A 23,853-nucleotide genomic window follows, 5' to 3' on the forward strand; every position below is an offset into this window, starting at 1 on the left:
AGAGAAGCCTCTGTTTGTGAAAGTGAGAGCACTCTAGAGTGTGGGGTAATCGGTATAACCTGCCTCACCACCACCGTAGAATGTTGCACGGTTGTAGGGATTGAGTTTTGCGCCCTGTTTAAAACGTTCAGCCAAATCCGGATTGGCAATATACAAACGCCCATAGGCGACTGCATCTGCTAAGCCAGCCTCTAATACGGCCTCACCCATAGCCTGATCGTAGCCACCTGCACTAATAAATTTTCCTTGATAAGCTGCCCGGAACATCTCTGAGGTGATCGGCGCTTGAGCATCAAGCTGATCATTGCCGCCTGCAGTAGTTGAGCGTGGCTCAATCATGTGTACATAAGCCAGGTGATAAGTATTGAGTTTTTCAATGACAGCATTGAATAATGAAATTGGATCGCTATCACCAATATCATTAAAGCTGCCGTAAGGCGATAGACGCACACCGATGCGATCACTTGAAAACACCTGAGAAACGGATTCAATCACCTCACTCAGTAATCGCAGGCGATTTTCAATAGAGCCACCATATTGGTCATTGCGCTGATTGGTTTTATCTTGCAAAAACTGATCCAATAGATATCCATTGGCTGAGTGAATTTCAACACCATCAAATCCAGCTGCTTTTGCATTTTGTGCAGCAAGCTTAAACTCATTCAGTAGTCTCGCAATATCCTGTGCAGACATTGCTTTAGGGATTTCATAATCATGCAGCTTCCAGTCAGCGCCATAAGTTTGACCCGCTGGCGCTACCGCAGATGGCGCTTCAGGCAAACCTTGCTCAGGATGCAGTGAGGAATGGGAAATACGACCTACATGCCACAGTTGCGCCACCATTTTGCCGCCCTGAGCATGAACAGCATCCACAATCTCTTTCCAAGCTGCAGTTTGTTCAGCAGAATAAATTCCAGGGGTTGCGGGGTATCCTTTGCCTAAGGAAGATATTTGGGTTGCCTCGCTAATAATGAGGCCCGCTCCCGCTCTTTGTGAATAATACGTTTTAGCCAAGGGGTTTGGAACGTCACCATCAATAGCACGCATCCTGGTTAAAGGCGCCATCACTAGACGATTCTTTAGTTCGATTGCGCCAAGCTTGACAGGCGTGAACATCATCTCTTTACCAGACATATAACTCTTTCTTTAATGACAAATCCAATTGTTTGTGAGGCAACTGTAGCAGGGATAGTTCAATCTTGCAGGGTGACTCATGCCCTCGGAAAACTTTTTCGCGCACCGCGACTAATTCGGGGGGCAGATTTAAAGCGCCCCTCAATACTTTCGGCTAGCGCCTGAAATTCTTCTAGATGGGTGGTTGATGCTCGTGCTACCAGTGCAATAATTCTTTTTGGCGCTGGAGGGGCTAGTGGCCGAGCCACCAGTGAAGAGCCATTTAAGAGACCGCCTTTAACCGCCATCTCTGGAAGCAACGCAATTCCCATGCCTGACTCCACCATTTGGAGGAGCGTCAGTAGACTCGTGGCTTCCATGCCGTCAGCATTTTTTATATCAGAGCGTTTGCATGATTGCAGCGTATGCTCCCTTAAGCAATGTCCCTCTTCTAGCAAAAGCAAGCGGTCGGCCATTTTGGCCGGCAGATGAATTTCCTTACCCTTAAGCGCCGGATCATCTTCGCGAGCAACCAACCAAAATTCATCGTTAAATAATTCTTTAACTAATAGACCCGAGGTCTCGTAGGGCAAGGCAATCAGAATGAAATCCAATTGATGCTCGGCAAGCCTTGCTAAAAGATTACCGGTAAGGTCTTCACGCAATGCAATCTTTAGATTGGGAAAACGCTCCCGAATATCAGGCAGAACGTTGGGCAGCAAAAATGGTGCGATGGTTGGGATAACTCCAAGACGTACCGTCCCCGACATGGGTTTACCAGCATCAACCGCATACTCCACCAAATCTTCGGAGGCTGCCAAAATGGCTTTGGCCCTTCCTAGGATCTCAAGACCAACCGGAGTGATAGCAACATTTTGTCGATCTCGCTCTACTAGGCGAACACCCAGGCCATCTTCAAGCTCTTTAAGGCCAGCGCTTAAGGTTGACTGCCCTACAAAGCAGGCTTCTGCAGCCCGTGTAAAGTTCAACTCATGGGCAATGGCAACAAAGTAGCGTAATTGGCGAAGTGAAGGCAGTGCGGCCATAGTTTGGATTCATCCCTATAATCTAATTATTAGATAAATAATAGCATTCCTAATGAAGCAAATGATTACCTAAATTTGTCGCTGCACCCACAGCAAATCTGACTTTATTCTCAATAAAATTGACACTTCTCTAACTATTTACAGGAAACCGGATGAATACTTGGCAATGTATTGTGTGTGGCTTTATTTATGACGAGGCCAAAGGAATGCCAGATGATGGCATTGCTCCTGGAACAGCTTGGGCAGACGTACCTGAAAGCTGGGAATGCCCAGATTGTGGCGCCAGTAAATCCGACTTTGAAATGGTCAGAATCTCTTAATCAAAACTGCAATAGCAGCTTCATTTATTCATACCACCTTCTTTAGGAGCCCAGCTTGACCCAAGCACAACTATCTTCACCTGCCATTGTCATTATTGGTAGCGGTATGGCTGGCTTTACGACGATTCGTGAAATCCGCAAGCTAGATAAGGAAGTACCGATCACCTTGATTACCCGTGAACCAGGCTACTCTTACTCAAAGCCTATGCTATCAACTGCTCTGGCTAGCAATAAAAATGCGGAGCAGCTCATTTCTATGAGCGCAGAGGGCATGGCAGATCAGTTAGCCGTCCATATTTTAGGCAACACAGAAGTGCATGAAATTGATAGCAAGCAGCAGCTCATCATCACTTCTCAAGGTTCAGTTCCCTACTCTAAATTGGTGCTTTGCTTGGGCTCAGATCAGATTCGCGTGCCCTTACAGGGCAATGCGGTCGATAGCGTCATTAGCGTAAATGATTTGGAGGACTACGCTCAGTTTCGTCAAGCCATTGCTGGCAAAAAAAGGGTTGCCATATTGGGAGCTGGTCTGATTGGCTGTGAATTTGCAAACGATCTCGCCATCGGCTCTTATGAGGTGGATGTGATTGACCTGGCGCCACAGATACTCGGTCGCCTACTACCCCCAGAGGCATCACAAGCACTACAAGATAAATTAAGTGAGGTTGGTATACGCTGGCATCTGGGCACCACCGTACAATCCCTTGATAAAACAGATGAGGGTCTTGCAATTACCCTAGCTAATGGCAAAGTAGTTATCAGTGATGTTTTTCTTTCTGCAGTAGGCCTTAAACCTCGTCTAGCGTTGGCTCAAAAAGCAGGCATTCAAACGGGTCTCGGAATTCAAGTGGGGCGAACTCTAGAGACGAATATTCAGAATATTTTTTCAATTGGAGATTGCGCCGAAGTGGAGGGGCTGGTTCTTCCCTACATCATGCCAATCATGCAAGCTGCCAGAGCACTAGCACCTAAGCTCTTAGGTCAAGAGACCATGCTTACTTATCCAGCTATGCCAGTAATGGTCAAGACCCCTGCGTTACCTACAATCGTTTCACCACCACCGGCCAGCGCCATTGGGCAGTGGAAGATAAACTCGATCGATGGTGGTATTGAGGCTCGCTTCGAATCACCTGATGGCAAACTACTTGGCTTTGCTCTTTTGGGAAGTGCTACGGCTCAGCGTGCAGCGCTTACTAAAGAGTTACCTCCCCTGCTCTAGATTAATCAGCATCGCTCAGCGGTGAAAGTAGAAAAGATATAAAAAGCCCGCTATTGCGGGCTTTTTAGTTAGTTACTGCAGTAGTTCGGCCAGTCTAGTGATTAAACAATAGCAAACCAGGTAACGTTATGCGATTGTGCAACCATTAAGAAGAGCATTGGGATTGACAGCATCGTATTGAAGCGAGATACCAACATGGCCAATCGAGCTGACTTTGCTTTTACTTCTGGCTCAGCGGGAACAATACCGAGGGCCCGCTTTTGGTTTGGCCAAATAATGAACCAAACATTAAAAGCCATATATAAAGCAATCCACATCCCCAATCCAATAGCACGAAATGGCGGCTGCAAAGTAAATGCTTGATGAGCATAGCCATTAAGTACCGCCAGGATCAAACCACTCACCACAGTGAATAGTGCAGACCATCGAAACCAAAATAAAGCCGTTGGGGCAATTACCTTAGCGATAGCTGGCTTTTGCTCATCCGGTATTTTGGCCATGGATGGAATCTGGACAAAATTGAAGTACCAGAGCAAACCCACCCACATGATGCCAACCATCACATGAATCCAGCGGAACAAAAACGGCAACTCAACCGAGGTCAAATTTGCGCCTAAGGCCAGCAGAATCAGAATCAGAAGCACAAAGCCCGCTAAGACTGTGCGCCCTAATGAAGTGAAGATGGATGACATGAAGTGGGTTATCTCAAAAAAGGAATGGAAGCTTAAGCAAAGTTCTGATTTGCAAAATCCCAGTTCACTAAATTCCAGAAGTTCTCGAGATATTTAGGACGTGCATTGCGAGTATCGATGTAATACGCATGCTCCCAAACGTCACAAGTCATTAATGGCTTTGCGTCGGTTGTTAATGGTGTCGCCGCATTGCTTGTAGAAACCAAATCCAATGAGCCATCAGCCTTCTTAACCAACCATGCCCAACCAGAACCAAATGTACCCACAGCACATTTAGTGAACTCTTCTTTAAATTTATCTAATGAACCCCACTTAGCATTAATGGCATCAGCCAAAGCACCGGTTGGAGCACCGCCACCATTTGGCTTCATGCTATTCCAATAAAAAGTGTGGTTCCATACTTGAGCAGCATTATTGAAAACACCACCGGCAGACTTTTTAACAATCTCTTCTAAATTGGCGTTTTCAAACTCAGTGCCTTTAATCAAATTATTGAGATTGGTAACGTAAGTTTGATGATGTTTGCCATAGTGATACTCAAGAGTCTCTTTTGAGATAAATGGGGCAAGCGCATCGAGGGCATATGGCAGCGGAGGTAGTGTGTGTTCCATCGTTATTTTCCTTATAAGGTACATTAAAAACCAGGCTTATAAGCCTTATCCGCATCCACTATAGTCGATTCTGGCATTTTTGTTTGGTCACGAAAAAAAGGGCTAGCATAGCCAGCCCCCGGGGCTATTTATTGAGCTGTCCAGCCGCCATCCATATTCCAGGCTACCCCACGAACCTCAGATGCATCTGGTCCGCACAAGAAAACTGCCAGAGCGGCTAGCTGCTCAGGCGCCACAAATTCGCCTGATGGCTGCTTTTCTGAGACGAGGGCCTTTTTCGCCTCCTCATTGGAAACTCCATCCCGCTCAGCACGAGCATCCACCTGTTTTTGAACCAAGGGAGTAAGAACCCAACCCGGGCAAATAGCATTACATGTAATACCTGTTTTAGCATTCTCTAAAGCAGTCACTTTGGTTAAACCTACAATCCCGTGCTTAGCGGCAACATAAGCTGCTTTTTGTGTGGAGGCAACTAAGCCATGGACTGAGGCAATATTGATAATGCGCCCCCAGTTACGCTTCTGCATTCCGGGCAAAGCATGGTGAGAGGTATAAAAGGCTGAACTCAAATTAATGGCAATAATGGATTCCCATTTATCGGCAGGAAACTCCTCAATATTGGCGGTGTATTGAATGCCTGCATTGTTTACCAAGATATCTAAAGTACCAAAGCGTTTTTCTGTTTGCTTGATGAGATCCTCAATTTCCGCAGGCTTGCTCATGTCAGCACCGTGATAGTCAACCTCCACACCACAAGCTTTTACAGATGCTATTGCTGCATCTTTCTCGCCAAAACCATTCATCATGATATTGGCGCCCTGCTTTGCTAATGCAACAGCCATAGCAAGACCAATACCGCTAGTTGAACCAGTGACGAGGGCTGTTTTACCTTTTAAATGAGACATGCGAGCAATCCTTTAAAGATCCAATAAATGACCTATAGGATACAACGGAAGCTTTTAAATCAAGCCTAGCGAATGTCCTATCTGGTGCCAAAAGCTCTCGGGGACTAAAGTTAAAAGCCAAGTCATAGTCAGATAGCGAAAGAACTTCCCAACGGCCATATAGGCCAAACAGGGTCTCCAGGGGAGTCTTAACCACCCCGCAGCCAGACAGAGGGGATCACCAAAGCCAGGCAGCCAAGAAAGCAACAACATCTTTGGCCCTCGCTCCTCTAGCCAACGTTGCATTCTGCCATTCGATGGGCCTTTTAAAGACTCAAAACTATTTCTACTGAGCAGGCCCAACCACCAATCGAGCATACCCCCTAAGGTATTACCCACCGTGGCAAGCCCGATGGCAATCCAGTAGTAATGGGGATTAAGACTTATATAGCCAAATAGCACGGGCTCTGAACCAACCGGCAATAAAGTCGCAGAAATAAAGGCACTAATGAAAACCGCAGATAAGCCCACTGATGGCATACCAAAAAAGTCAAAAAATTGACTCAACATATGGTCCATCAGACAGCCACTTTGCAGTTAGTTTGGGGTAAAAATATCGCCATTCATATAGTATGCCCCACACCGGGACTGCTCTGACGATCTCTAGAACTCCTCACGGATAGTTTCACGAAATGATGAAATCTTGCTTAAACTATATGGGTTGAACCTAAGCAAAATAACTATTAATAGAGACAATATGAATCACCCCATTCCAAAACCAGACCAGTACCAAGACATGCGCGAAGCATTGCGTGACCTCTGCAAAAGCTTTGACTCAGCTTATTGGCAAAAGGTTGATCACGACCGTGATTACCCGGAAGCCTTTGTCGATGCAATGGCTCAGGCCGGTTGGCTAGCCGCATTGATTCCAGAAGAATATGGTGGCTCCGGTCTTGGTCTTGCTGAGGCTTCGGTCATCATGGAGGAGATCAATTTCTCCGGTGGCAATGCCGGATCCTGTCACGGACAGATGTACAACATGGGCACTCTTCTGCGACATGGCTCTGATGCACAAAAAAAACTCTATCTTCCAAAAATTGCTACCGGTGAATTACGTCTACAAAGCATGGCAGTCACTGAGCCAAGCACTGGAACTGACACTACCAAACTGAAAACGACTGCAGTGAAAAAAGGTGATAAGTATGTCGTCAATGGTCAAAAAGTATGGATCTCCAGAATTCAGCACTCCGATCTCATGATTCTGTTGGCGCGCACCACCCCCCTTGCAGAGGTTAAGAAAAAATCAGAAGGGATGTCGATCTTTATTGTCGACCTCAAGGAAGCGATTGGCAAAGGTATGGATATCCAGCCAATTGCCAACATGGTCAATCATGAGACCAATGAAGTTTTCTTTGACAACCTAGAAATCCCTGCAGAAAATCTCATTGGCGAAGAGGGTCAAGGATTCAAATACATCTTGGATGGCCTTAATGCCGAACGTACCCTCATTGCCGCCGAGTGCATTGGGGATGCTTATTGGTTTGTAGATAAGGCCCGTCGTTACGCTAATGAGCGCGTGGTATTTGATCGCCCCATTGGCAAGAACCAAGGCATTCAATTTCCAATTGCCGATGCCTTCATTGAAACTGAAGCGGCCAATCTCATGCGCTTTAAGGCATGTGAACTGTTTGATACTCAGCAGCCCTGCGGCGCAGAATCCAATATGGCTAAATACTTAGCAGCTAAAGCATCATGGGAAGCAGCCAATGTTTGCTTACAGACCCATGGTGGTTTTGGTTTTGCCAATGAATACGATGTGGAGCGTAAGTTCCGTGAAACTCGTCTTTATCAAGTGGCTCCTATTTCAACTAACTTGATTTATTCCTACGTCGCCGAGCATATTCTCGGCCTGCCACGTTCCTTCTAATCAGAGTTAAGATGAGCATTCGCCCCTTAGATGGCATTACAGTAATCTCGCTTGAGCATGCCATTGCAGCACCCTTTTGTACTAGGCAGCTTGCTGATCTTGGTGCACGCGTTATTAAGGTAGAGCGCCCTGGCGCAGGTGATTTTGCACGCGCTTATGACGAACGCGTAAATGGAATGTCTTCCCACTTCACCTGGGTCAATCGCTCAAAAGAAAGTCTTACGCTAGATCTCAAGCAAGCCCCCGCCCTCAATGCACTCAAGACCCTCCTGAAAACGGCAGATGTCTTGGTGCAAAATCTGGCCCCTGGTGCTGCCGCGCGAATGGGCTTGACTGCAGAACTCTTGCATCTTGAAAATCCCAAGCTTATTTTGTGCGATATCTCAGGCTACGGTAATGATGGGCCCTATCGAGACAAAAAAGCCTATGACTTGCTCATTCAAAGTGAAGCCGGCTTTCTGTCTGTCACAGGGACTCCAGAGGCGCCGAGTAAAGCAGGAAACTCGATTGCAGATATTGCCGCCGGCATGTATGCCTATACCAATATATTGGCTGCTTTACTACAAAGAGCTAAGACCGGCAAAGGCTCGACAATTGATGTATCGATGTTGGAGTCTTTGGGTGAATGGATGAGTTACCCGCTTTACTATGCCTACGATGGCGCTTCTCCACCACCTCGCAATGGTGCTTCACATGCCACGATTTATCCCTATGGACCATTTAAAGCTGGAGACGGAGGCACCGTGATGCTGGGCTTACAAAATGAGCGTGAGTGGGTTTTATTCTGCGAGATCGTTCTTGATAATCCCCTGCTTGCCAAAGATGAGCGCTTTGATAAAAACTTTAAGCGCAATGAAAGTCGCGCTGATTTACTGGCGATTATTGATGCCTGCTTTAGCAAACTTACTACTGACCAAGTGATCGCTAAACTTGATCAAGCGCAGATTGCTAATGCTCGCCTGAATGACATGCAAGGACTATGGAGCCATGAACAGCTTAAGGCCAGAAATCGCTGGATAGATGTGGGCTCACCTGCAGGACCTATACCGGCAATGCTTCCACCCGGCTTAAATGATAGTTATCAATACCGGATGGATCCTATACCAGCAGTAGGTCAACATACTGACTCTATTCTTACCGAAATCGGTATTGCGCAGAGTGAGATTGAAAAAATGCGCTCTACAGGTGCAATTTAAAGCAATGGGGAAGAAAGATGTGCAGCATTTTCCAAAAGGACACGCCAGCGCGCTCTCTTACTCCAACGCATTGGATCAACTAAATCGGATTGTGCTAAATAAGAGTTAATTAACTTTTGCAATGTGGCACAAAATGGCTCGTTGTATACGATCAGGCTGATTTCAAAATTGAGTCTTAAGCTACGCTGATCAAAATTGACTGATCCAAATATGGCAGCTCGTCCATCAATCATCAGACTCTTAGTATGCAAGAGGCCCCCATGGAACTCGGCAATATTGACACCAGAGCTCATCAAATCAGAATAGTAGCTTCGACTACTCCAAGCCACTAAGGTTGAGTCATTTAATTTTGGAACGATTAAAGTAACCTTTACACCTCGACCAGCAGCAGCCATCAAAGCCTGAATCAAGCCATCATCTGGACCAAAGTAAGGTGTAGTAATGGTGAGCTCTTCGCGCGCATCCATGATTGCCGAAAGCATCACTTGATACAAAATATCATCGCGATACACTGGGCCTGACGAAAACTCTTGAGCCAGCACATTACCTACTAACAAATCTTCTTTTGGAACAATATCTTTAAAGTGAGTAATCTTGGGGTTATCTACACTCCAGTCAAAGGAGAAGGTCAATTCAAATTGAGCGGCTACAGGACCCTCTATTCGGACCATGGCATCAACCCACTCACCTACCCCTGAATCCTGCTTGAAAGTTCGAGGATCGACCATATTCATACTACCGGTCCAAACAATACGACTGTCGATGACAAAGATTTTCCGATGAAGGCGCAGATCCGCACGCCTAAACTGAAAGCGACCAATCTGAATAGGTAATGCCTCCGTTACCTGAATTCCAGACCTTCTAAAACGCGCGGGCCAATTAGACTTAAACCAGTCTTTACTACCTAATGAATCTAATAAAACTTTACACTTTACCCCGCGCTTAGCTGCGGCAATCAAGGCCTCTCCCACTCGGTCAGCATCACCGCCAAGAGCCCAGATATAGAACTCGAGATAGAGCGTATGTTGCGCTTGATTAATTTCGTCAATAAAGTCTTGCAAAATATCGAGCGAGTTGGTGAATAGTTCGATCTGATTGCCAGCAGTGACTGGAGATCCATTTTTAGATTCTGCCAATAAACTCAGCGCTCTTCCTTCAGGCGGCAATTGAGCTCTATCAGCAAGGTGGCGTTGCCGCATCGTTTCAGTGATAGCGGCGTACTCTCGATCCATGCGAATAATTTTTCGAGTCAACTTTCTACCTACAGGGCGCTCGCCAATCAGAATATATAAGCTGATACCAATCAAGGGAAATAACACCACAATCAAAAACCAAGCAAGCACCACGCCAACTGGTCTTCTGACAGAAATTAATCGATAGCCAAATAGCAGGACGATGATGATGTGGAGAATAGGAACCCAAATAAAGGATTCACCAAAAATCGAGCCCAATAAAAAATTAATAATGTTCATAAAATTTCAAGTTCCGCTGCAATTCCAAGATGATCAGACAGTTTTAGCCATTCATGTAGTATCTCTGCCGAATGAATTTTTAAGCCCCGCACATAAATTCGGTCCATTGGCAAGATCGGCTTAATGCTAGGGAAAGTTTTAGCAGGTGAACCCGTTAACCCCTCAAATACCTCTATGAATCCAGCAGCCTGCATTGGTGCGCTAGCACGATTTCGCCAATCATTAAAGTCTCCCGCCACAATAGCAGGTCCAGATTCAGTCAGGGAATCAATGTACTGGATGATCTCTGTTAACTGACGCTCACGCCCTTTTTCAAACAGAGCAAGATGCACACAAAAGCAATGAATCGGAATTCCCGCAAGCTCTGTAATACTGTGCAGTAAACCGCGCTTCTCAAATCGATAAGCGGAGATATCATAATTTCTCCCCTTGTGTAATGGCTTTTTGGAAAGAATCGCATTGCCATGATGGCCATCTGAATATTCAACATTTTTACCGTAATGCCAATCATGCCAAAAGTCTTCCGATAAAAAATGGGTTAACTCATTGGCAGGCCAATCCCCGAAACGTCGTATTCGACCACGATGCTCTTGCTGCAACTCTTGTAAAAATAGAAGGTCAGGATGATGGTGGCGCATCCGTTGGCGCAACTCATAAATGGTTGCATGCCGATGCAAAGGTGATAAACCCTTATGCATATTGATCGTCATAATGCGTATGCGACTAGATATATTTTGCGTCATTAAAACTGACCTGCCGCTCTTTGACGCCGAACTCTAGCTAGGTAAATCTCGCTCTCAACCAAATCCTGGCATTGCATGCACTTATTGCAAATAGATGCCTGTTCACGCAAGTCCTCAATCGATTCAATAGAATGAGAATCTAGATATTCGCGCAGATCGACATCAAGCACCTCATTACAGAGGCAAATGACTTCAGCCATGGGTCAAAAATAGGGAAATTATTTGCATTTACTCCATTTTGCCATCCCCTTGCTAGAATCAAGCCCATGTTAATCACCTTTCAGGATGCCTTTGCACTGCTAGCCCACTTAGATGCGGCAGTGATGGGGATTGTCTTGGTATCTTTACAGGTAAGCTTCACTGCACTCCTTTTTGGCACACTTATAGGCCTGCCCATTGGAGCACTCCTTGCTACCGAGGAATTTAGGGGTAAAAAGGCTATTACGGTCACCTTAAATACGCTGATGGGCGTTCCAACGGTGATTGTAGGCGTCGTGGTTTACCTTCTACTCTCCAGAAGCGGCCCTCTGGGGGTCTGGGGCTGGCTCTTTACGATCAAGGGCATGGTTATTGCTCAGACTCTACTGACAACACCCTTAATTGCCGCCTTGAGCCGCCAAATTCTGGAAGATTCCTGGAGAATTCATCGGGATTCTTTTATGGCCCTGCGACTCCCCCGCTTATCGTCGCTGAAATGGTTGATGTGGGACTGTCGCTTCTCCCTCACTATTGCGGTATTGGCTGGTTTGGCTAGGGCTATCTCCGAGGTTGGTGCAGTGATGATTGTCGGTGGCAATATTGAAAATGCTACCCGCACGATGACCACGGCAATTGCCCTAGAAACTAGCAAGGGCGACCTACCCCTTGCTCTAGCATTGGGAATCGTACTGCTAGGTATTGTTCTCCTGGCTAATCTATTTACTTTTGTTGTTAGACAAATTGCAGAGCGTCGTTATGGATAGCACCCAAAACCCCTTCTCCAAGTTCATCGAACTGAAAGATGTCATTGTCAACAGCAATGGTCGCACTATTCTCAATATTCCCCATGCGATTATTCCAGCTGACCGCATTTGTGCCTGCATTGGCCCCAACGGAGCTGGAAAAACAACTTTGTTAAAGCTATTAGATGGCTTGATTAAACCCGATAGCGGCTCCGTAACCCATTCCTCAAATACGCACTCATCATCTCTGGTGCTGCATCATACCCCCATGATTAAGGCATCTGCCAGAACCAATATCGCCATGGTGAGAGACGTTGACCCCAGCATTTCTCTTGAGGACATTGATGCGGTAATGCTGCAAATTGGTCTTAGTAACTTAGCCAACAGTCCGGCACTTAAACTTTCTGCTGGCGAGAGACAAAAACTCTGCCTAGGTCGCGCTATTTTGCAAAAGCCCCACTTGGTTTTGCTCGACGAACCAACCGCCAATCTTGACCCCAACACTACCGATCAGGTGGAGCAAATTATTCGCCACTTTAAGCTTATGGGCTCAGAGGTGATCTTTACCTCCCACCAGCTTGCCCAAGTTCAGAGATTGGCGGAATACATCATATTCATTGATCATGGCGAGATAAAAGAAAAAGGACCCGTAGGTCCTTTCTTTGCCAATCCCCAAACGCAAGCAGCTAAACGCTACCTGCATCAAGAGTTAATAGCTGACTAATTACTTTGCTGCTGGCGCAGCTGCAACCGGTGGCACAAAAGGTGGTGGCGCAACGCATGCACCTGGCGCTGGAGTGCCTGAGACTTTATATTGGTCTGCAATCTTATTTTGCACCTGGCAAAGCTTGAATGCACCAACCTTACCAGCATAAGCTGTTTTAGCCTTTTTTAAGTCAGCAGCAGCCTGAGCTTCTGGAGACAGTGGCGGAAAAAAAGCAAAGGCAGAACTTGCTACCAGAGCGCCAATTGTGAAGGCAATGATTTTTTTCATGGCTTCGTCCTTATTTAACTTTGTTGTACCAAACTTCATGATGCTCTTTGGCCCAAGTAGCATCAACATAACCCGTTTTCATACCATCGATTGAGCCTTGCATGCCAATGGTACCGATATAGATATGCCCCATTGCCATAGCTGTCATCAATAAGGCAGCCGAAGCATGAATAATATCCGCCACCTGCATAGTGCCACGCCAGTACTCAATTCCAGGGACAGGGACAATCATATCCAGCACCCATCCAGAGGCTGAGATGATGAGTCCTAAAAAGACCATACCAAACCAGAACCAAAATTTCTCGCCAAAATTAAAGAATCCTGATGGAACATGTTTACCAGATAGCAGACCACCAAACGACTTAATCCAAGCCATATCATCAGGTTCAAGCATGTTCTTACGCACAAACAGGAAGAAAAAGACGATGATGCTCAGGGTAAATAGTGGACCTACAAAATTATGGATGTTCTTGCAAATAAACAAGAAGATTCCAAACAGGGTTCCACCCATCACAGGCAATGCGAAAAACTTACCGTACAGAATGAGTAATCCGGTAAATGCCAAAGCCACAAAGCTAAAAGCCATAGTCCAGTGGGTATAACGCTCTAGATCTGTAAAACGCTTGATCTTAGTTCCAGAAAGTGGCTCGTGTAATTTGATTGGGCCACGCAAGGTATACATTGCCAAGACACCAAAGAAAGCAAATGCTAGTATCCAAGCCCCAAACACGGTAATCACACCATTGCGGATAAGGCGCCACTGTTGACCAGACTTCTGAATAAGCACTCCACGCTCAGTAACGGGCCCATTCACAAAGTTTGGCGTATCGCTATTGACTGTGCGCCATACAGGTGAGTTATTGCCTGGCTGATTTTTAGCGGCCTCAATTTGCGCTTGCGGACTTGCATCTGCCGCACGCCCTATATCCATAATATTGGCTGATTCAACCTTAGGAAGTGCCGCAGCATTTGGTTGTTGCGCAAAGCTGGCACCACTCATCATTGAGAGTGAAATACCCGCTGCCAACACCCAAAGGCGTATGTCGCTGGTTGTAAATGATTTCATGCGAGTGTCCTCAAACGGCTAACTGTAGATAATCTCAACTGATTACTTAATACGGGTGTATTCAGTTTGCTGTTGGTTGCGCTTATTAATCGCCTCTTTCCAGCTCAGCTCATTACCAGGAGTCCAACCTTTTGTCATAAACCCATCATTTGCACCCATATATGGCGCAACATCTGGGCGCTTAGCTGCGCTCATGCCAGCCTGTGGAGGCTCAGAGCAGCCAGCCAAGATTCCGACAGCAGTAGCGCACAGGGCGAGGATCTTAAAATTGAATTTCATTATTTAGCTCCCGGAATTTTTGCAGCAGGCGTTGGTGTCGGCGTCTTCGCTCCAGGCTGACCATAGGCAGTTGTCCAGCCAAATACATCAGCGCCAACATTTTTGCCATGCTTTTGACGAGCTACAACACGAGCACGGAAAATATCTGCAATGACATCACCGTCACCACCGATTAAGGCCTTGGTTGAACACATCTCAGCGCATAGAGGCAACTTACCCTCAGCTAAGCGATTGCGACCATACTTCTCAAACTCCGCAACACTACCATTAGCCTCTGGACCACCACTACAGAATGTGCACTTATCCATTTTGCCGCGCATACCGAAGGTTCCTTGACTTGGGAACTGAGGTGCACCAAATGGGCAGGCATAAGAGCAATAGCCACAACCAATGCAAATATCTTTATCGTGCAAAACAACACCTTCATCCGTACGATAAAAACAATCTACTGGACAAACCGCCATACAAGGCGCATCAGAACAATGCATACAGGCCACTGAAATTGATTTTTCAGCGCCAATAATTCCATCATTAATCGTCACAACACGGCGACGCTGAATTCCCCAAGGAACTTCATTCTCATTTTTACACGCTGTTACACAGCCGTTACATTCAATGCAACGCTCTGCATCACAGATAAATTTCATTCTTGCCATAGCTTATTCTCCTGACTTTATCTTTAGTTAGACTTAGGCAAATTTTTCGATTTGACACATCGTAGTTTTGGTCTCTTGCATCATGGTCACTTGATCGTAACCATAGGTGGTTGCAGTATTTACTGCCTCACCCTGCACAACAGGAGCCGCTCCAACTGGATAGTACTTACGAATGTCTGCGCCCTGCCACCAGCCCGCAAAGTGGAATGGGACGAATGCAGTCTTCGCATCCACACGCTCAGTCACCAAGGCTCTTACCTTAATTTTTGCGCCAGTTGGAGATTTAACCCAAACATAATCCCAGTTTTGAATACCGCGAACTGCCGCAGCCTTAGGATTAATCTCTACGAAGTTCTCTTGTTGTAACTCTGCCAACCAAGGGTTGGATCGAGTCTCGTCTCCTCCACCTTCATACTCAACCAAACGGCCAGAAGTGAGGGTAATTGGGAACTTCTCATAGAGCTTGTCAGCAATATTCTTTTGCTGAACTGTCTTAAACAACGTTGGTAAGCGCCAGAAGTTCTTCAAATCGTCCGATGTAGGATATTTTTCCATCATTGCAAGGTCTGTACTGTAAAGAGCCTCACGATGGACTGGGATTGGATCAGGGAAGTTCCAAACTACCGCACGCGCCTTAGCGTTTCCAAATGGATGACAACCATTCTTCATCACAACGCGCTGAATACCACCTGACAAGTCTGTCTTCCAATTCTTTCCTTCAGCAAGCTTCTTCTCGGCATCTGTTAGCTGATCCCACCAGCCAAGTTTCTTCATAAAGACAGAATCAAACTCAGGGTAGCCAGTTTTGATCGCAGAGCCTTTAGAGTAAGAACCATCAGCAGCCAATAAACTCTCGCCATCTTTCTCTACACCAAAGTTCGCGCGGAAGTTACCACCGCCTTCCATGACTGACTTGCTTGTATCGTAAAGATTTGGTGAGCCTGGGTGCTTGATCGCAGCTGTGCCATAGCATGGCCATGGCAAGCCGAAGTAGTCTCCAGCTGTATCGTAGCCAGTCACCTTATCTACACCACCACGAGAGCGCAATGTCTTCGGATCAAAGACGCTCATCATGCGCATGTGCGCTTTCAAGCGCTCTGGTGTCTGGCCTGTGTATCCAATAGTCCAAACGCTGCGGTTAATTTCACGCAAGATAGACTCAATTTCTGGCTCTGGCCAATCTTGACCAGCATACTTGCCAGTAACCATTTTGAAGTTTTTGGAGAGCTCCTTACCAAAACCTAAACGATCAGCAAATGCTTGCATGATGGTGTGATCTGGTACAGATTCGAACAACGGATCAATAACCTTCTCGCGCCACTGAATCGAGCGATTTGAAGCAGTGACAGATCCCTGAGTTTCAAACTGGGTGCAAGCTGGCAACAAATAAACGTTGCGATTCTTATTAACTTTTTGACCTTCTGCAGGAGGCATAGCAGCCATTGCAGCAGTTGCACTTGGATATGGATCAACCACAACCAGAAGATCCAACTTATCCATTGCGCGCTTCATATCTAAACCGCGTGTCTGAGAGTTAGGTGCATGGCCCCAGAAGAACAAACCTTTAACGTTGGTTTTTTGGTCGATCATGTCATCATTTTCAAGCACTGCATCAACCCAACGGGAAACAGTGGTGCCTGATTTTTCCATCATGCCAGGTGCATAACGACCCTTAATCCACTCATAATCTACGCCCCAAACAGTCGCAAAATGCTTCCAAGATCCAGCAGCTAGGCCATAGTAACCAGGCAGTGAGTTTGGATTAGGGCCAACGTCAGTTGCACCCTGCACGTTGTCGTGACCGCGGAAAATGTTTGCGCCGCCGCCGGACTTACCGATATTACCTAATGCCAACTGCAATAAACAGGAGGCGCGAACCATCGCATTACCAATGGTGTGCTGAGTTTGTCCCATACACCAAACAATGGTGCTTGGACGATTTTTTGCCATAGTCTCGGCAACTTTATAAACCTGAGCTTCTGGAACACCACAAGCTTCTTCTACATTGGCTGGAGTCCATTTTTCCATTACTTCTTTGCGAACCTTGTCCATGCCATAGACGCGATCGTTGATGTATTTCTTATCTTCCCAGCCGTTATTAAAGATGTGATAGAGGACACCAAACAAGAAAGGAATATCAGTACCAGAACGAATGCGAACATACTGATCAGACTTCGCTGCAGTTCTGGTGTAACGTGGGTCAACCACAATTAATTTGCAACCATTTTCTTTAGCGTGCAACATGCTCAGCATGGATACTGGATGCGCCTCAGCGGCATTAGAACCAATATACAAAGCTGCTTTCGAATTCATCATGTCGTTGTAGCTATTTGTCATGGCGCCGTAGCCCCAAGTATTAGCTACACCTGCAACTGTAGTTGAGTGACAGATACGAGCTTGGTGGTCTGTGTTGTTGGTTCCAAAGAAAGATACCCACTTACGCAACAAATACGCTTGTTCATTATTTTGTTTTGATGAGCCAATGAAATACATTGCATCTGGAGAGTACTTAGTGCGAATGTCTTTCATCTGCGCTGTGATCTCAGTTAATGCTTGATCCCAGGAAATCTTTTGATACTTACCATCAACCAACTTCATTGGTGTGCGTAAGCGGAAGTCACCATGACCATGCTCACGAAGTGCTGCGCCTTTTGCGCAATGAGCACCTAAATTGATTGGAGAATCAAAGACGGGGTCTTGACGAACCCAAACACCATTCTCCACAGTTGCATCAACTGCGCAACCTACTGAACAGTGGGTGCATACAGTTCGCTTGACTTCAATTTTTCCAGCTTTGCCATCTAGCATTGCTTTGCTTTGCTCAGCCACTGCCTTTTGAACCATAGTCAGTTGGCTTGCAGCAATTCCAGCGCCAACGCCGACGCCTGAACGCTTGAGGAACTGGCGGCGATCCATTGTTGGAACGGCTGCTTTGAGTCCGCGTGAAAGGCTGCCGATTAGGCGTGATGCTGGGACTGAACGACTACTTTGAGGTGTATTAGATTTGCGAGTCAGGCTCATTTATTGCCCCTGAAAAAATTTTGGTTTTATAAAAGGAGTAGCTAAAAAATTAGAACGGATTACAACAAAGTGGTTTCGTAGTACTTACGAATGTGAGCGGAGAGTTGATAGCCTTCTTTGTCTCCTGAAACAGTGCTGCCGATTTCTTGAATAACCGCATTACCAATTGTGGTTTGTGAAGCAACTGCGACAGCGCCAACAGTAGCGCCTGCTCCAATGAAAAATTTCCTACGAGAAGGTTTATTTTCTTCAGTAACTGTGCTGGTGGACTTAGTGCTCATCGCAAACTCCTTTGTAGTGCAAATTGATCTATGTCAAAGTGTAATTGGTAAATGTATTTTTTGCATATATAACAATAAATATATTTTTCGGTGAATTGATCATAGAAAAATGATGCGATGCAACATCAAATCATATCGAAGCCCTGGGCTTCGATTGCCATGAATTCACGGGTCAAGGCAGCAACTGAATGATATAAACGCATGTCCGGAATTATTTCTATTGCATCGCACAATTCGTCATACCACGGACGAATATGGGCATTAAAAAAGATCCTTTGATTTGTCAGGTTGGAAATCTCCACATCGTCGCCAGCGATGAGATAACGCATAACCTCACACAAGGCAGCAATGTGATCTTCAGTTTCAGTAATATTCTCGGCAGCTTCCAGACCGAATGTGTCTAAAGAGCGCCTAATCTCCACCAAAGGCTTTTCGTTGAGATGTCCTGCCAAGTAAAAAGATGCATTGAGAACAACATTTGGCTTACCAACGCTAATGAAGTTCGCATCAAATTCATCTCTCCATGCTTGAGCAGGATTATTTTTAGCTAATTCCACCAGGTTATCCCATAGTCGAGCGAGTGGCGCTTCATCAGCACTGCCCTGCCCCTCTGGGATAGATGCCGCTATCTGGTCAAGCAGCTCCTGATCAGGGGGTAATAAAAAGAAGCGGGCTATCAAACCATATAAGTCAGCCCTGGCTAAATCTTCAGGCAAGCCAACATCACCCACTTCTGCAATCTTCTGATCTTTTTCTAATTCACTCATGTTTCATTCTTCATCATATCTACTACGCGACAATCACTACACATCTTTAAGCGCTCCATTGCTGGTCCAGAGAAGGCGGCATGTGCACCAAGCTTGGTCAACATCAGGTCAACCATTTTGAGAGTCCCAAAGGGCTTGCCACAACTAATGCAGTGAAAAGGCTTGGTCTCATTTAAATTAACTCGTTGCTTTCTTTGATCAACGCTCAATAAGCGTGGCATCAAGCTCAAAGCGTGCTCAGGGCAAGCGGTTACACAGATGCCGCACTGAACACATTGCTTCTCTATAAAGGACAACTTAGGCTCGTCCGGATTGTCTAATAGCGCACCTTCTGGACAACTGCCAACACATGACATACAAAGCGTACATGCATCCTTGTTGATATTTAAGCCGCCTAGTAATGAGGAGGCCGGCAAAGGAGCACCTGCCTCAGGCAAAGCTGTTTTTGCCTGTTTTTCCAAATGACCTAAAACTGCTTCTATCGTCTCTCTCTTCTGATTATTTAAACCAAAAGTAGCGGGAGTGCACACTGCTGCGAGTGGACCACGTTGACGCAACTGACCCATCGCCAATGAAACTGGGGCTATGTCATCTGATGCAGCTGCATGGATCAAACTGATACGCGCTTCAAAGCCATATGCCGCCAAGATTGCATTGCAGAGCTCAGCCTGTGTTTGCAAAGCAGCTTGATAAGCAGGATCTTGCTCACCTGACAACAATAAGTAAACCTCACTAAAGCCATAACTCAATGCGCCTAACCATAGGTCCATTCCTGTTGAGGCAATATGCTCAACGCCATAGGGGATTAAGTAGGAAGGTAATCCTTCATATCGACTTGGATTTAAATGGGCAGCGCGACCAAGCGCATCGATTAGGTTTGTGCCAGCTTTCAGGGTGTGTATCAGGAGCGCGGGACTAACAGATTTATTTTCTTTAGCGCACTCTTGAGAAAAAACATTTGCCAAAGTTTTGATTTCTTTGCCCTGGTGTGAAACACTTGGATAGTTATACCGCATCGCACCCGATGGGCATACAGTGGAGCAAGCACCGCATCCCATACATAAGTTTGGATTAACTTCAACAGTACCTTGCCCATTTTTGAAAAGCGAAGTAATGGCTGCTGTTGAACAAACCTCTATACAAGCATTACAACCGACCTTACCGTTTCGACCATGGGCGCAAACTTTTTCGTTATAAGCAAAGTACTTGGGCTTCTCAAACTCCCCTACTAGACTCAAAAGCTTATTAGCAGCAAATGATTGTTCCAGCGGATCAGTACCCGGAGCAAAATATCCCTGAGGAGTTTGACTCATACGCATATGAGTCTTTGAACGTAAATCTAAAATTAAATCGAATTGAGCAGTGCGATTACGCTCAACCCGATCAAAGTTGATCGCACCAATACTGGCGCAGGCCGTAATACATTTGCGATGAGATTTGCACTTATCTAAATCAATCTGAAATGAATCATTAATCGCGCCAGATGGACAAACCTCAACACAAGCACCGCAGCGAGTGCACATCTCAGGATCAATGGGGTTTTCTAACTCCCACTGCACTGTGAAATTCCCAAGATATCCTTCTATCGACTTTGTTGAGCCAGAATAAATAGGAAAGTCTCTTGATAATGGCAGCGGACTTGGTTCAGTACAGAGAACAGAGACTTCCAATACATCGCCCAACTGTTCGGCCCAAGGAATGGCTTGCTCACCAGCACCAATAATCAATGTGCGACCTTGACTCTCGTAATTAATGACCGGAACAGGGTCAGCCTCAGGCATATCAGCCAAGGCAAGCAACGCAGCAATTTTTGGAGAAGATGACAGAGCTTCCTGTGTCCACCCAGCAACCTCACGAATATTTACAAAACGCAATGGTGCAATTAAGGGTTTTTCCGATTGCGCTGCCAACTCATTAAACAAGGCGCCTTCCTGCGTGCAGGCAATGATAAGAGAATCATCGCCGTTAAATGCATCCACGACCGAATTGAGTTCTTGCCTACATAAGGCAGTGTGTATCTTGACACCCAATTTACTTGAATCAAGAGGCATCGTTCCATTGCAGTTACAAATTAATTTTTGGCTCATTAATAATCTTCTTAACTCGATTTCTTATCCACAGGCATGGGCACAGGGTTCAATTGCACATCATCAGGAGTTGCAGCGGTCGATGTTATACGACTCTCTGGAGAATTAGGTAAAGCGGTGGAATGGGTATCTTGATCATTTAATTGGGCATGAGACGAATCGGTAGTAGTAATTTCAGTAACAGTTTGATCGTCAGCTTTACTAAAGATACTCAGCATATCGGATTGGGCCATACGCTTTAGCATGGCCAATGGAATAGGATTGGGCTTTGAATAATCATCAATATATTCATCAAGACCGTCCATGATGTTGAAGTGGGGATCAGAGAACATTTTTTTTAATGCCGCCTGCTGAACCCCTGGGTCAACGCCTGGCTGCATAAACGCAGAGAAATCAGGAGCCAACTCATCAATCTTCTCAACATCATCAAGCGAAGGCAATTTGACTTCTTCAGATGAAATGGGGTCTTGAACATCAGTGGAAATTTTTGGTTCAACCGTCTGAGACGATGGTGCAAGCTCTTCCTCAGATTGAACTGCTTTACCCGATTTAAGGCGGGACCATCGACTTAAAAATCGGCTTTCCATCAATCCTCCGAAGAACGATTGGCACCTTTAAAGGATGCGGGTTTATGCCTCTTTTTTGGCTCAGGCCGGAAATGCTGATTCACAAAACCCTGCAACCAAGAAGCATGCTCATCATTCATGGGAATGTTATCCACTGTTTCACCACTATCAATTAAGTGGGCGGCTTCGTTATAACTCACATCTACACGATGCGGAATTGGAAAGCTAGATTCTGAACTAATGAGCGTTTTGGATTGATCATCTACATATTGATCAAAATCCTCTTCCATGCGCCACATAACAAACCAGCATGGAAAAGTTGCAGAAACATTGAGGTAGTAACCCTCAGCATCATCAGGATACAAATCGAGCTCGTATCCGGTAAACAACCAAGACTCTCCTTGCTCATCCCTGCCTAGAAACTGCCCCATGATTTTTTCAGGGGGGTGAGAAGAAGAAAATTGGCCATAATCTGGAAGCACCTCTGTTGCCGCCCAACGGAAATCAATCCAAGGGTTATCGACTTTTTGCTTACGCATGACGACGGCGAACTTCATCAGTAATTAGGTGTTTTGAACAACAATGCTAGGAAACTTGCTACTCATATCTTTCGAAAGAGCAGCCACTTTAATTGCAACTTGTCTTGCAATGGTTTTATAGATATTGCTTATGGGGCTATCAGGATCGGCAACTACCGTTGGCAAACCAGCATCCGCTTGCTCACGAATTGATAAATTGAGCGGTAAAGCGCCCAAGAAATCTGTGCCGTACTCTTGACACATTTTCTCGCCACCGCCAGTGCCAAAAATATGCTCTTCATGACCACAGCTAGGGCAAACATAAGTGCTCATATTTTCAATGATGCCAATAATAGGAACGCTCACCTTCTCAAACATCTTGAGTCCTTTGCGGGCATCCAACAAGGCGATATCCTGCGGAGTGGTTACGATTACCGCCCCGGTGACGGGTACTTTTTGTGCCAGCGTGAGCTGAATATCACCTGTACCGGGAGGCATATCCACAATAAGATAATCCAAATCGCGCCAACGGGTTTGTCTGAGTAATTGCTCTAAGGCAGAGGTCACCATGGGACCGCGCCAAACCATTGGCGCATCAGCATCGATTAAGAAACCAATAGAGCTTGCCTGAAGCCCATGACCTTCCATCGGTTCAATCGTATTTTCTTCAATAGACTCTGGTCTACCAGTAATACCAAGCATCATTGGTTGGCTAGGGCCATAGATATCGGCGTCCAACATGCCAACTTGCGCGCCCTCAGCTGCCAACGCCAAAGCGAGATTAACAGCAGTAGTGGATTTACCAACCCCACCCTTACCACTTGCAACAGCAATAATATTCTTGACGCCAGGCAGTAATTTAACTCCGCGTTGCACGGCATGGGCAACAATCTGACTGCTGACGGTGACACTCACGTTTTTAACATCTGGAATTTCTCGTAGGACAGCAATAACTGCTTTACGAATAGCGTCAAACTGACTTTTGGCTGGGTAAGCCAACACGATTTCTAGGCTAATGTCCCCGCCTTCTACACGCAAATTCTTAACGCACTTTGCCGTTACATAGTCAATCTGGGTATTGGGATCAATCAAACCTTTTAAGGCTGCTTGAACTGCTTCTACAGTAACCGCCACAACTCTCTCCTATAGTAAATATCACCCAAAAGGCAATATCCGTTCGCATTTGTGCAAATCGTTGAATAGTGGGTAGATTAACCGCACCTGCAAAAAAATGCTTAAAACGTCAATATTTCTAAGCCACTACTGGAAAACCAGCATCCTCAATGAGTTGAGCTGCCACTTCTGCCGATAGGGTTGTTTCAAGTGTTACCACCTGTGTCGCCAAATCAGCCTGAACCTGGGCTTGTGAGTCTTGAGCCTGAATAGCTCGTGTTATGGCGTTAATACAACCGCCGCATGTCATGCCTGAGACTTTAAAAGTTTGCATATTTGAT

General features: G+C 45.8%; 27 protein-coding genes. 6 read left to right on the forward strand and 21 right to left on the reverse strand.

Features of this window, described 5'->3' with window-relative positions:
* Nucleotides 1-33: 33 nt before the first annotated feature.
* Nucleotides 34-1,134: an alkene reductase gene (locus FD974_RS05995; protein ID WP_215363343.1), complete on the reverse strand. Its 1,101-nt coding sequence runs from the start codon at nt 1,132-1,134 to the stop codon at nt 34-36.
* A gap of 77 nt (nt 1,135-1,211) precedes the next feature.
* A complete protein-coding gene (locus tag FD974_RS06000; RefSeq protein ID WP_215363345.1) occupies nt 1,212-2,159 on the reverse strand; it encodes a hydrogen peroxide-inducible genes activator in 948 nt (315 codons plus the stop codon).
* A gap of 152 nt (nt 2,160-2,311) precedes the next feature.
* On the opposite strand from FD974_RS06000, the gene FD974_RS06005 reads away from it, so the two are divergent.
* Nucleotides 2,312-2,479, forward strand: a complete 168-nt coding sequence (locus FD974_RS06005) for a rubredoxin (protein WP_215363347.1) — start codon at nt 2,312-2,314, stop codon at nt 2,477-2,479.
* Between the two features lie 55 nt (nt 2,480-2,534).
* Entirely contained in the window at nt 2,535-3,698 is a 1,164-nt protein-coding gene (locus FD974_RS06010; RefSeq protein WP_251374556.1) for an FAD-dependent oxidoreductase, read from the forward strand.
* Nucleotides 3,699-3,799: 101 nt separating this feature from the next.
* On the opposite strand, the gene FD974_RS06015 is transcribed toward FD974_RS06010, so the two are convergent.
* The 4 genes from FD974_RS06015 to FD974_RS06030 form a co-directional block, all read right to left on the reverse strand.
* On the reverse strand, nt 3,800-4,390 hold the full coding sequence (locus FD974_RS06015; protein WP_215363349.1) for a urate hydroxylase PuuD: 591 nt from the start codon (nt 4,388-4,390) through the stop codon (nt 3,800-3,802).
* Nucleotides 4,391-4,422: 32 nt separating this feature from the next.
* Nucleotides 4,423-5,001, reverse strand: a complete 579-nt coding sequence (gene sodB / locus FD974_RS06020) for a superoxide dismutase (RefSeq protein ID WP_215363352.1) — start codon at nt 4,999-5,001, stop codon at nt 4,423-4,425.
* Nucleotides 5,002-5,129: 128 nt separating this feature from the next.
* Nucleotides 5,130-5,906: a 3-hydroxybutyrate dehydrogenase gene (locus FD974_RS06025; RefSeq protein ID WP_215363354.1), complete on the reverse strand. Its 777-nt coding sequence runs from the start codon at nt 5,904-5,906 to the stop codon at nt 5,130-5,132.
* Nucleotides 5,907-5,960: 54 nt separating this feature from the next.
* Complete coding sequence (locus tag FD974_RS06030; RefSeq protein ID WP_215363357.1) at nt 5,961-6,464, reverse strand: YqaA family protein; 504 nt, start codon at nt 6,462-6,464, stop codon at nt 5,961-5,963.
* 178 nt (nt 6,465-6,642) lie between these two features.
* Between FD974_RS06030 and FD974_RS06035 the strand changes: the two genes are divergently transcribed.
* Nucleotides 6,643-7,812, forward strand: coding sequence for an acyl-CoA dehydrogenase family protein (locus FD974_RS06035; protein WP_215363359.1), 1,170 nt, complete (start codon nt 6,643-6,645; stop codon nt 7,810-7,812).
* A gap of 11 nt (nt 7,813-7,823) precedes the next feature.
* Nucleotides 7,824-9,008, forward strand: coding sequence for a CaiB/BaiF CoA-transferase family protein (locus FD974_RS06040; protein WP_215363361.1), 1,185 nt, complete (start codon nt 7,824-7,826; stop codon nt 9,006-9,008).
* Here the strand turns inward: FD974_RS06040 and cls are convergent.
* The 3 genes from cls to FD974_RS06055 are packed head-to-tail and all read right to left on the reverse strand — an operon-like array spanning nt 9,005 to nt 11,423.
* Complete coding sequence (cls, locus tag FD974_RS06045; protein WP_215363363.1) at nt 9,005-10,480, reverse strand: cardiolipin synthase; 1,476 nt, start codon at nt 10,478-10,480, stop codon at nt 9,005-9,007. The genes FD974_RS06040 and cls overlap by 4 nt on opposite strands.
* Entirely contained in the window at nt 10,477-11,223 is a 747-nt protein-coding gene (locus tag FD974_RS06050; protein ID WP_215363365.1) for an endonuclease/exonuclease/phosphatase family protein, read from the reverse strand. The genes cls and FD974_RS06050 overlap by 4 nt, the downstream gene beginning before the upstream one ends.
* Nucleotides 11,223-11,423 carry a hypothetical protein gene (locus FD974_RS06055; protein WP_215363369.1) on the reverse strand — a complete coding sequence of 67 codons (201 nt, stop codon included), beginning with the start codon at nt 11,421-11,423 and terminating at the stop codon, nt 11,223-11,225. Before FD974_RS06055 ends, FD974_RS06050 begins: the two co-directional genes overlap by 1 nt.
* A 66-nt stretch (nt 11,424-11,489) precedes the next feature.
* Here FD974_RS06055 and FD974_RS06060 point away from each other — a divergent pair, with 66 nt between their 5' ends.
* Entirely contained in the window at nt 11,490-12,185 is a 696-nt protein-coding gene (locus FD974_RS06060) for an ABC transporter permease (RefSeq protein WP_215363374.1), read from the forward strand.
* Nucleotides 12,178-12,888, forward strand: coding sequence for an ATP-binding cassette domain-containing protein (locus FD974_RS06065; RefSeq protein WP_215363377.1), 711 nt, complete (start codon nt 12,178-12,180; stop codon nt 12,886-12,888). Before FD974_RS06060 ends, FD974_RS06065 begins: the two co-directional genes overlap by 8 nt.
* Here the strand turns inward: FD974_RS06065 and FD974_RS06070 are convergent, their stop codons facing one another.
* The 12 genes from FD974_RS06070 to FD974_RS06125 form a co-directional block, all read right to left on the reverse strand.
* The gene (locus FD974_RS06070; RefSeq protein WP_215363380.1) at nt 12,889-13,158 is read right to left on the reverse strand and encodes a hypothetical protein; all 270 of its coding nucleotides are present in this window, start codon (nt 13,156-13,158) and stop codon (nt 12,889-12,891) included.
* A gap of 10 nt (nt 13,159-13,168) precedes the next feature.
* Entirely contained in the window at nt 13,169-14,224 is a 1,056-nt protein-coding gene (locus FD974_RS06075) for a formate dehydrogenase subunit gamma (RefSeq protein ID WP_215363383.1), read from the reverse strand.
* Nucleotides 14,225-14,266: 42 nt separating this feature from the next.
* Entirely contained in the window at nt 14,267-14,503 is a 237-nt protein-coding gene (locus FD974_RS06080) for a hypothetical protein (RefSeq protein WP_215363386.1), read from the reverse strand.
* Nucleotides 14,503-15,159: a formate dehydrogenase FDH3 subunit beta gene (gene fdh3B, locus FD974_RS06085; protein ID WP_215301175.1), complete on the reverse strand. Its 657-nt coding sequence runs from the start codon at nt 15,157-15,159 to the stop codon at nt 14,503-14,505. Before fdh3B ends, FD974_RS06080 begins: the two co-directional genes overlap by 1 nt.
* A gap of 33 nt (nt 15,160-15,192) precedes the next feature.
* Nucleotides 15,193-18,180, reverse strand: coding sequence for a formate dehydrogenase subunit alpha (locus FD974_RS06090; protein ID WP_215363389.1), 2,988 nt, complete (start codon nt 18,178-18,180; stop codon nt 15,193-15,195).
* A gap of 59 nt (nt 18,181-18,239) precedes the next feature.
* Nucleotides 18,240-18,461: a formate dehydrogenase gene (locus tag FD974_RS06095; protein ID WP_215363392.1), complete on the reverse strand. Its 222-nt coding sequence runs from the start codon at nt 18,459-18,461 to the stop codon at nt 18,240-18,242.
* A 125-nt stretch (nt 18,462-18,586) separates the two neighbouring features.
* The gene (locus tag FD974_RS06100; RefSeq protein ID WP_215363395.1) at nt 18,587-19,228 is read right to left on the reverse strand and encodes a molecular chaperone; all 642 of its coding nucleotides are present in this window, start codon (nt 19,226-19,228) and stop codon (nt 18,587-18,589) included.
* Nucleotides 19,225-21,315 (reverse strand): 4Fe-4S dicluster domain-containing protein, encoded by a 2,091-nt coding sequence (locus FD974_RS06105; protein ID WP_215363398.1) that lies wholly within the window; start codon nt 21,313-21,315, stop codon nt 19,225-19,227. The genes FD974_RS06100 and FD974_RS06105 overlap by 4 nt, the downstream gene beginning before the upstream one ends.
* A gap of 11 nt (nt 21,316-21,326) precedes the next feature.
* Entirely contained in the window at nt 21,327-21,902 is a 576-nt protein-coding gene (locus FD974_RS06110; RefSeq protein WP_215363401.1) for a DUF3306 domain-containing protein, read from the reverse strand.
* Nucleotides 21,902-22,438 (reverse strand): DUF3305 domain-containing protein, encoded by a 537-nt coding sequence (locus FD974_RS06115; protein ID WP_215363404.1) that lies wholly within the window; start codon nt 22,436-22,438, stop codon nt 21,902-21,904. Before FD974_RS06115 ends, FD974_RS06110 begins: the two co-directional genes overlap by 1 nt.
* Before the next feature lie 6 nt (nt 22,439-22,444).
* Complete coding sequence (gene apbC / locus FD974_RS06120; RefSeq protein WP_215363407.1) at nt 22,445-23,533, reverse strand: iron-sulfur cluster carrier protein ApbC; 1,089 nt, start codon at nt 23,531-23,533, stop codon at nt 22,445-22,447.
* A 118-nt stretch (nt 23,534-23,651) separates the two neighbouring features.
* On the reverse strand, nt 23,652-23,846 hold the full coding sequence (locus tag FD974_RS06125) for a heavy-metal-associated domain-containing protein (protein ID WP_215363410.1): 195 nt from the start codon (nt 23,844-23,846) through the stop codon (nt 23,652-23,654).
* Between the last annotated feature and the right edge of the window lie 7 nt (nt 23,847-23,853).

Origin of the sequence: Polynucleobacter sp. es-EL-1 (assembly GCF_018687975.1) — a bacterium.
Classification (GTDB): domain Bacteria; phylum Pseudomonadota; class Gammaproteobacteria; order Burkholderiales; family Burkholderiaceae; genus Polynucleobacter.

What these genes read in the sequence shown, in the direction of transcription:
- FD974_RS06005 (WP_215363347.1), top strand. Translation starts at nt 2,312, where the DNA reads ATGAATACTTGGCAATGTATTGTGTGTGGCTTTATTTATGACGAGGCC.
- FD974_RS06075 (WP_215363383.1), bottom strand. Translation starts at nt 14,224, where the DNA reads ATGAAATCATTTACAACCAGCGACATACGCCTTTGGGTGTTGGCAGCG.
- FD974_RS06065 (WP_215363377.1), top strand. Translation starts at nt 12,178, where the DNA reads ATGGATAGCACCCAAAACCCCTTCTCCAAGTTCATCGAACTGAAAGAT.
- FD974_RS06090 (WP_215363389.1), bottom strand. Translation starts at nt 18,180, where the DNA reads ATGAGCCTGACTCGCAAATCTAATACACCTCAAAGTAGTCGTTCAGTC.
- FD974_RS06080 (WP_215363386.1), bottom strand. Translation starts at nt 14,503, where the DNA reads ATGAAATTCAATTTTAAGATCCTCGCCCTGTGCGCTACTGCTGTCGGA.
- FD974_RS06110 (WP_215363401.1), bottom strand. Translation starts at nt 21,902, where the DNA reads ATGGAAAGCCGATTTTTAAGTCGATGGTCCCGCCTTAAATCGGGTAAA.
- FD974_RS06125 (WP_215363410.1), bottom strand. Translation starts at nt 23,846, where the DNA reads ATGCAAACTTTTAAAGTCTCAGGCATGACATGCGGCGGTTGTATTAAC.
- FD974_RS06035 (WP_215363359.1), top strand. Translation starts at nt 6,643, where the DNA reads ATGAATCACCCCATTCCAAAACCAGACCAGTACCAAGACATGCGCGAA.
- FD974_RS06025 (WP_215363354.1), bottom strand. Translation starts at nt 5,906, where the DNA reads ATGTCTCATTTAAAAGGTAAAACAGCCCTCGTCACTGGTTCAACTAGC.
- sodB (WP_215363352.1), bottom strand. Translation starts at nt 5,001, where the DNA reads ATGGAACACACACTACCTCCGCTGCCATATGCCCTCGATGCGCTTGCC.
- FD974_RS06115 (WP_215363404.1), bottom strand. Translation starts at nt 22,438, where the DNA reads ATGAAGTTCGCCGTCGTCATGCGTAAGCAAAAAGTCGATAACCCTTGG.
- FD974_RS06105 (WP_215363398.1), bottom strand. Translation starts at nt 21,315, where the DNA reads ATGAGCCAAAAATTAATTTGTAACTGCAATGGAACGATGCCTCTTGAT.
- FD974_RS06055 (WP_215363369.1), bottom strand. Translation starts at nt 11,423, where the DNA reads ATGGCTGAAGTCATTTGCCTCTGTAATGAGGTGCTTGATGTCGATCTG.
- FD974_RS06015 (WP_215363349.1), bottom strand. Translation starts at nt 4,390, where the DNA reads ATGTCATCCATCTTCACTTCATTAGGGCGCACAGTCTTAGCGGGCTTT.
- FD974_RS06070 (WP_215363380.1), bottom strand. Translation starts at nt 13,158, where the DNA reads ATGAAAAAAATCATTGCCTTCACAATTGGCGCTCTGGTAGCAAGTTCT.
- FD974_RS06050 (WP_215363365.1), bottom strand. Translation starts at nt 11,223, where the DNA reads ATGACGCAAAATATATCTAGTCGCATACGCATTATGACGATCAATATG.
- FD974_RS06030 (WP_215363357.1), bottom strand. Translation starts at nt 6,464, where the DNA reads ATGGACCATATGTTGAGTCAATTTTTTGACTTTTTTGGTATGCCATCA.
- FD974_RS06000 (WP_215363345.1), bottom strand. Translation starts at nt 2,159, where the DNA reads ATGGCCGCACTGCCTTCACTTCGCCAATTACGCTACTTTGTTGCCATT.
- FD974_RS06040 (WP_215363361.1), top strand. Translation starts at nt 7,824, where the DNA reads ATGAGCATTCGCCCCTTAGATGGCATTACAGTAATCTCGCTTGAGCAT.
- cls (WP_215363363.1), bottom strand. Translation starts at nt 10,480, where the DNA reads ATGAACATTATTAATTTTTTATTGGGCTCGATTTTTGGTGAATCCTTT.
- FD974_RS06060 (WP_215363374.1), top strand. Translation starts at nt 11,490, where the DNA reads ATGTTAATCACCTTTCAGGATGCCTTTGCACTGCTAGCCCACTTAGAT.
- fdh3B (WP_215301175.1), bottom strand. Translation starts at nt 15,159, where the DNA reads ATGGCAAGAATGAAATTTATCTGTGATGCAGAGCGTTGCATTGAATGT.
- FD974_RS05995 (WP_215363343.1), bottom strand. Translation starts at nt 1,134, where the DNA reads ATGTCTGGTAAAGAGATGATGTTCACGCCTGTCAAGCTTGGCGCAATC.
- FD974_RS06100 (WP_215363395.1), bottom strand. Translation starts at nt 19,228, where the DNA reads ATGAGTGAATTAGAAAAAGATCAGAAGATTGCAGAAGTGGGTGATGTT.
- FD974_RS06095 (WP_215363392.1), bottom strand. Translation starts at nt 18,461, where the DNA reads ATGAGCACTAAGTCCACCAGCACAGTTACTGAAGAAAATAAACCTTCT.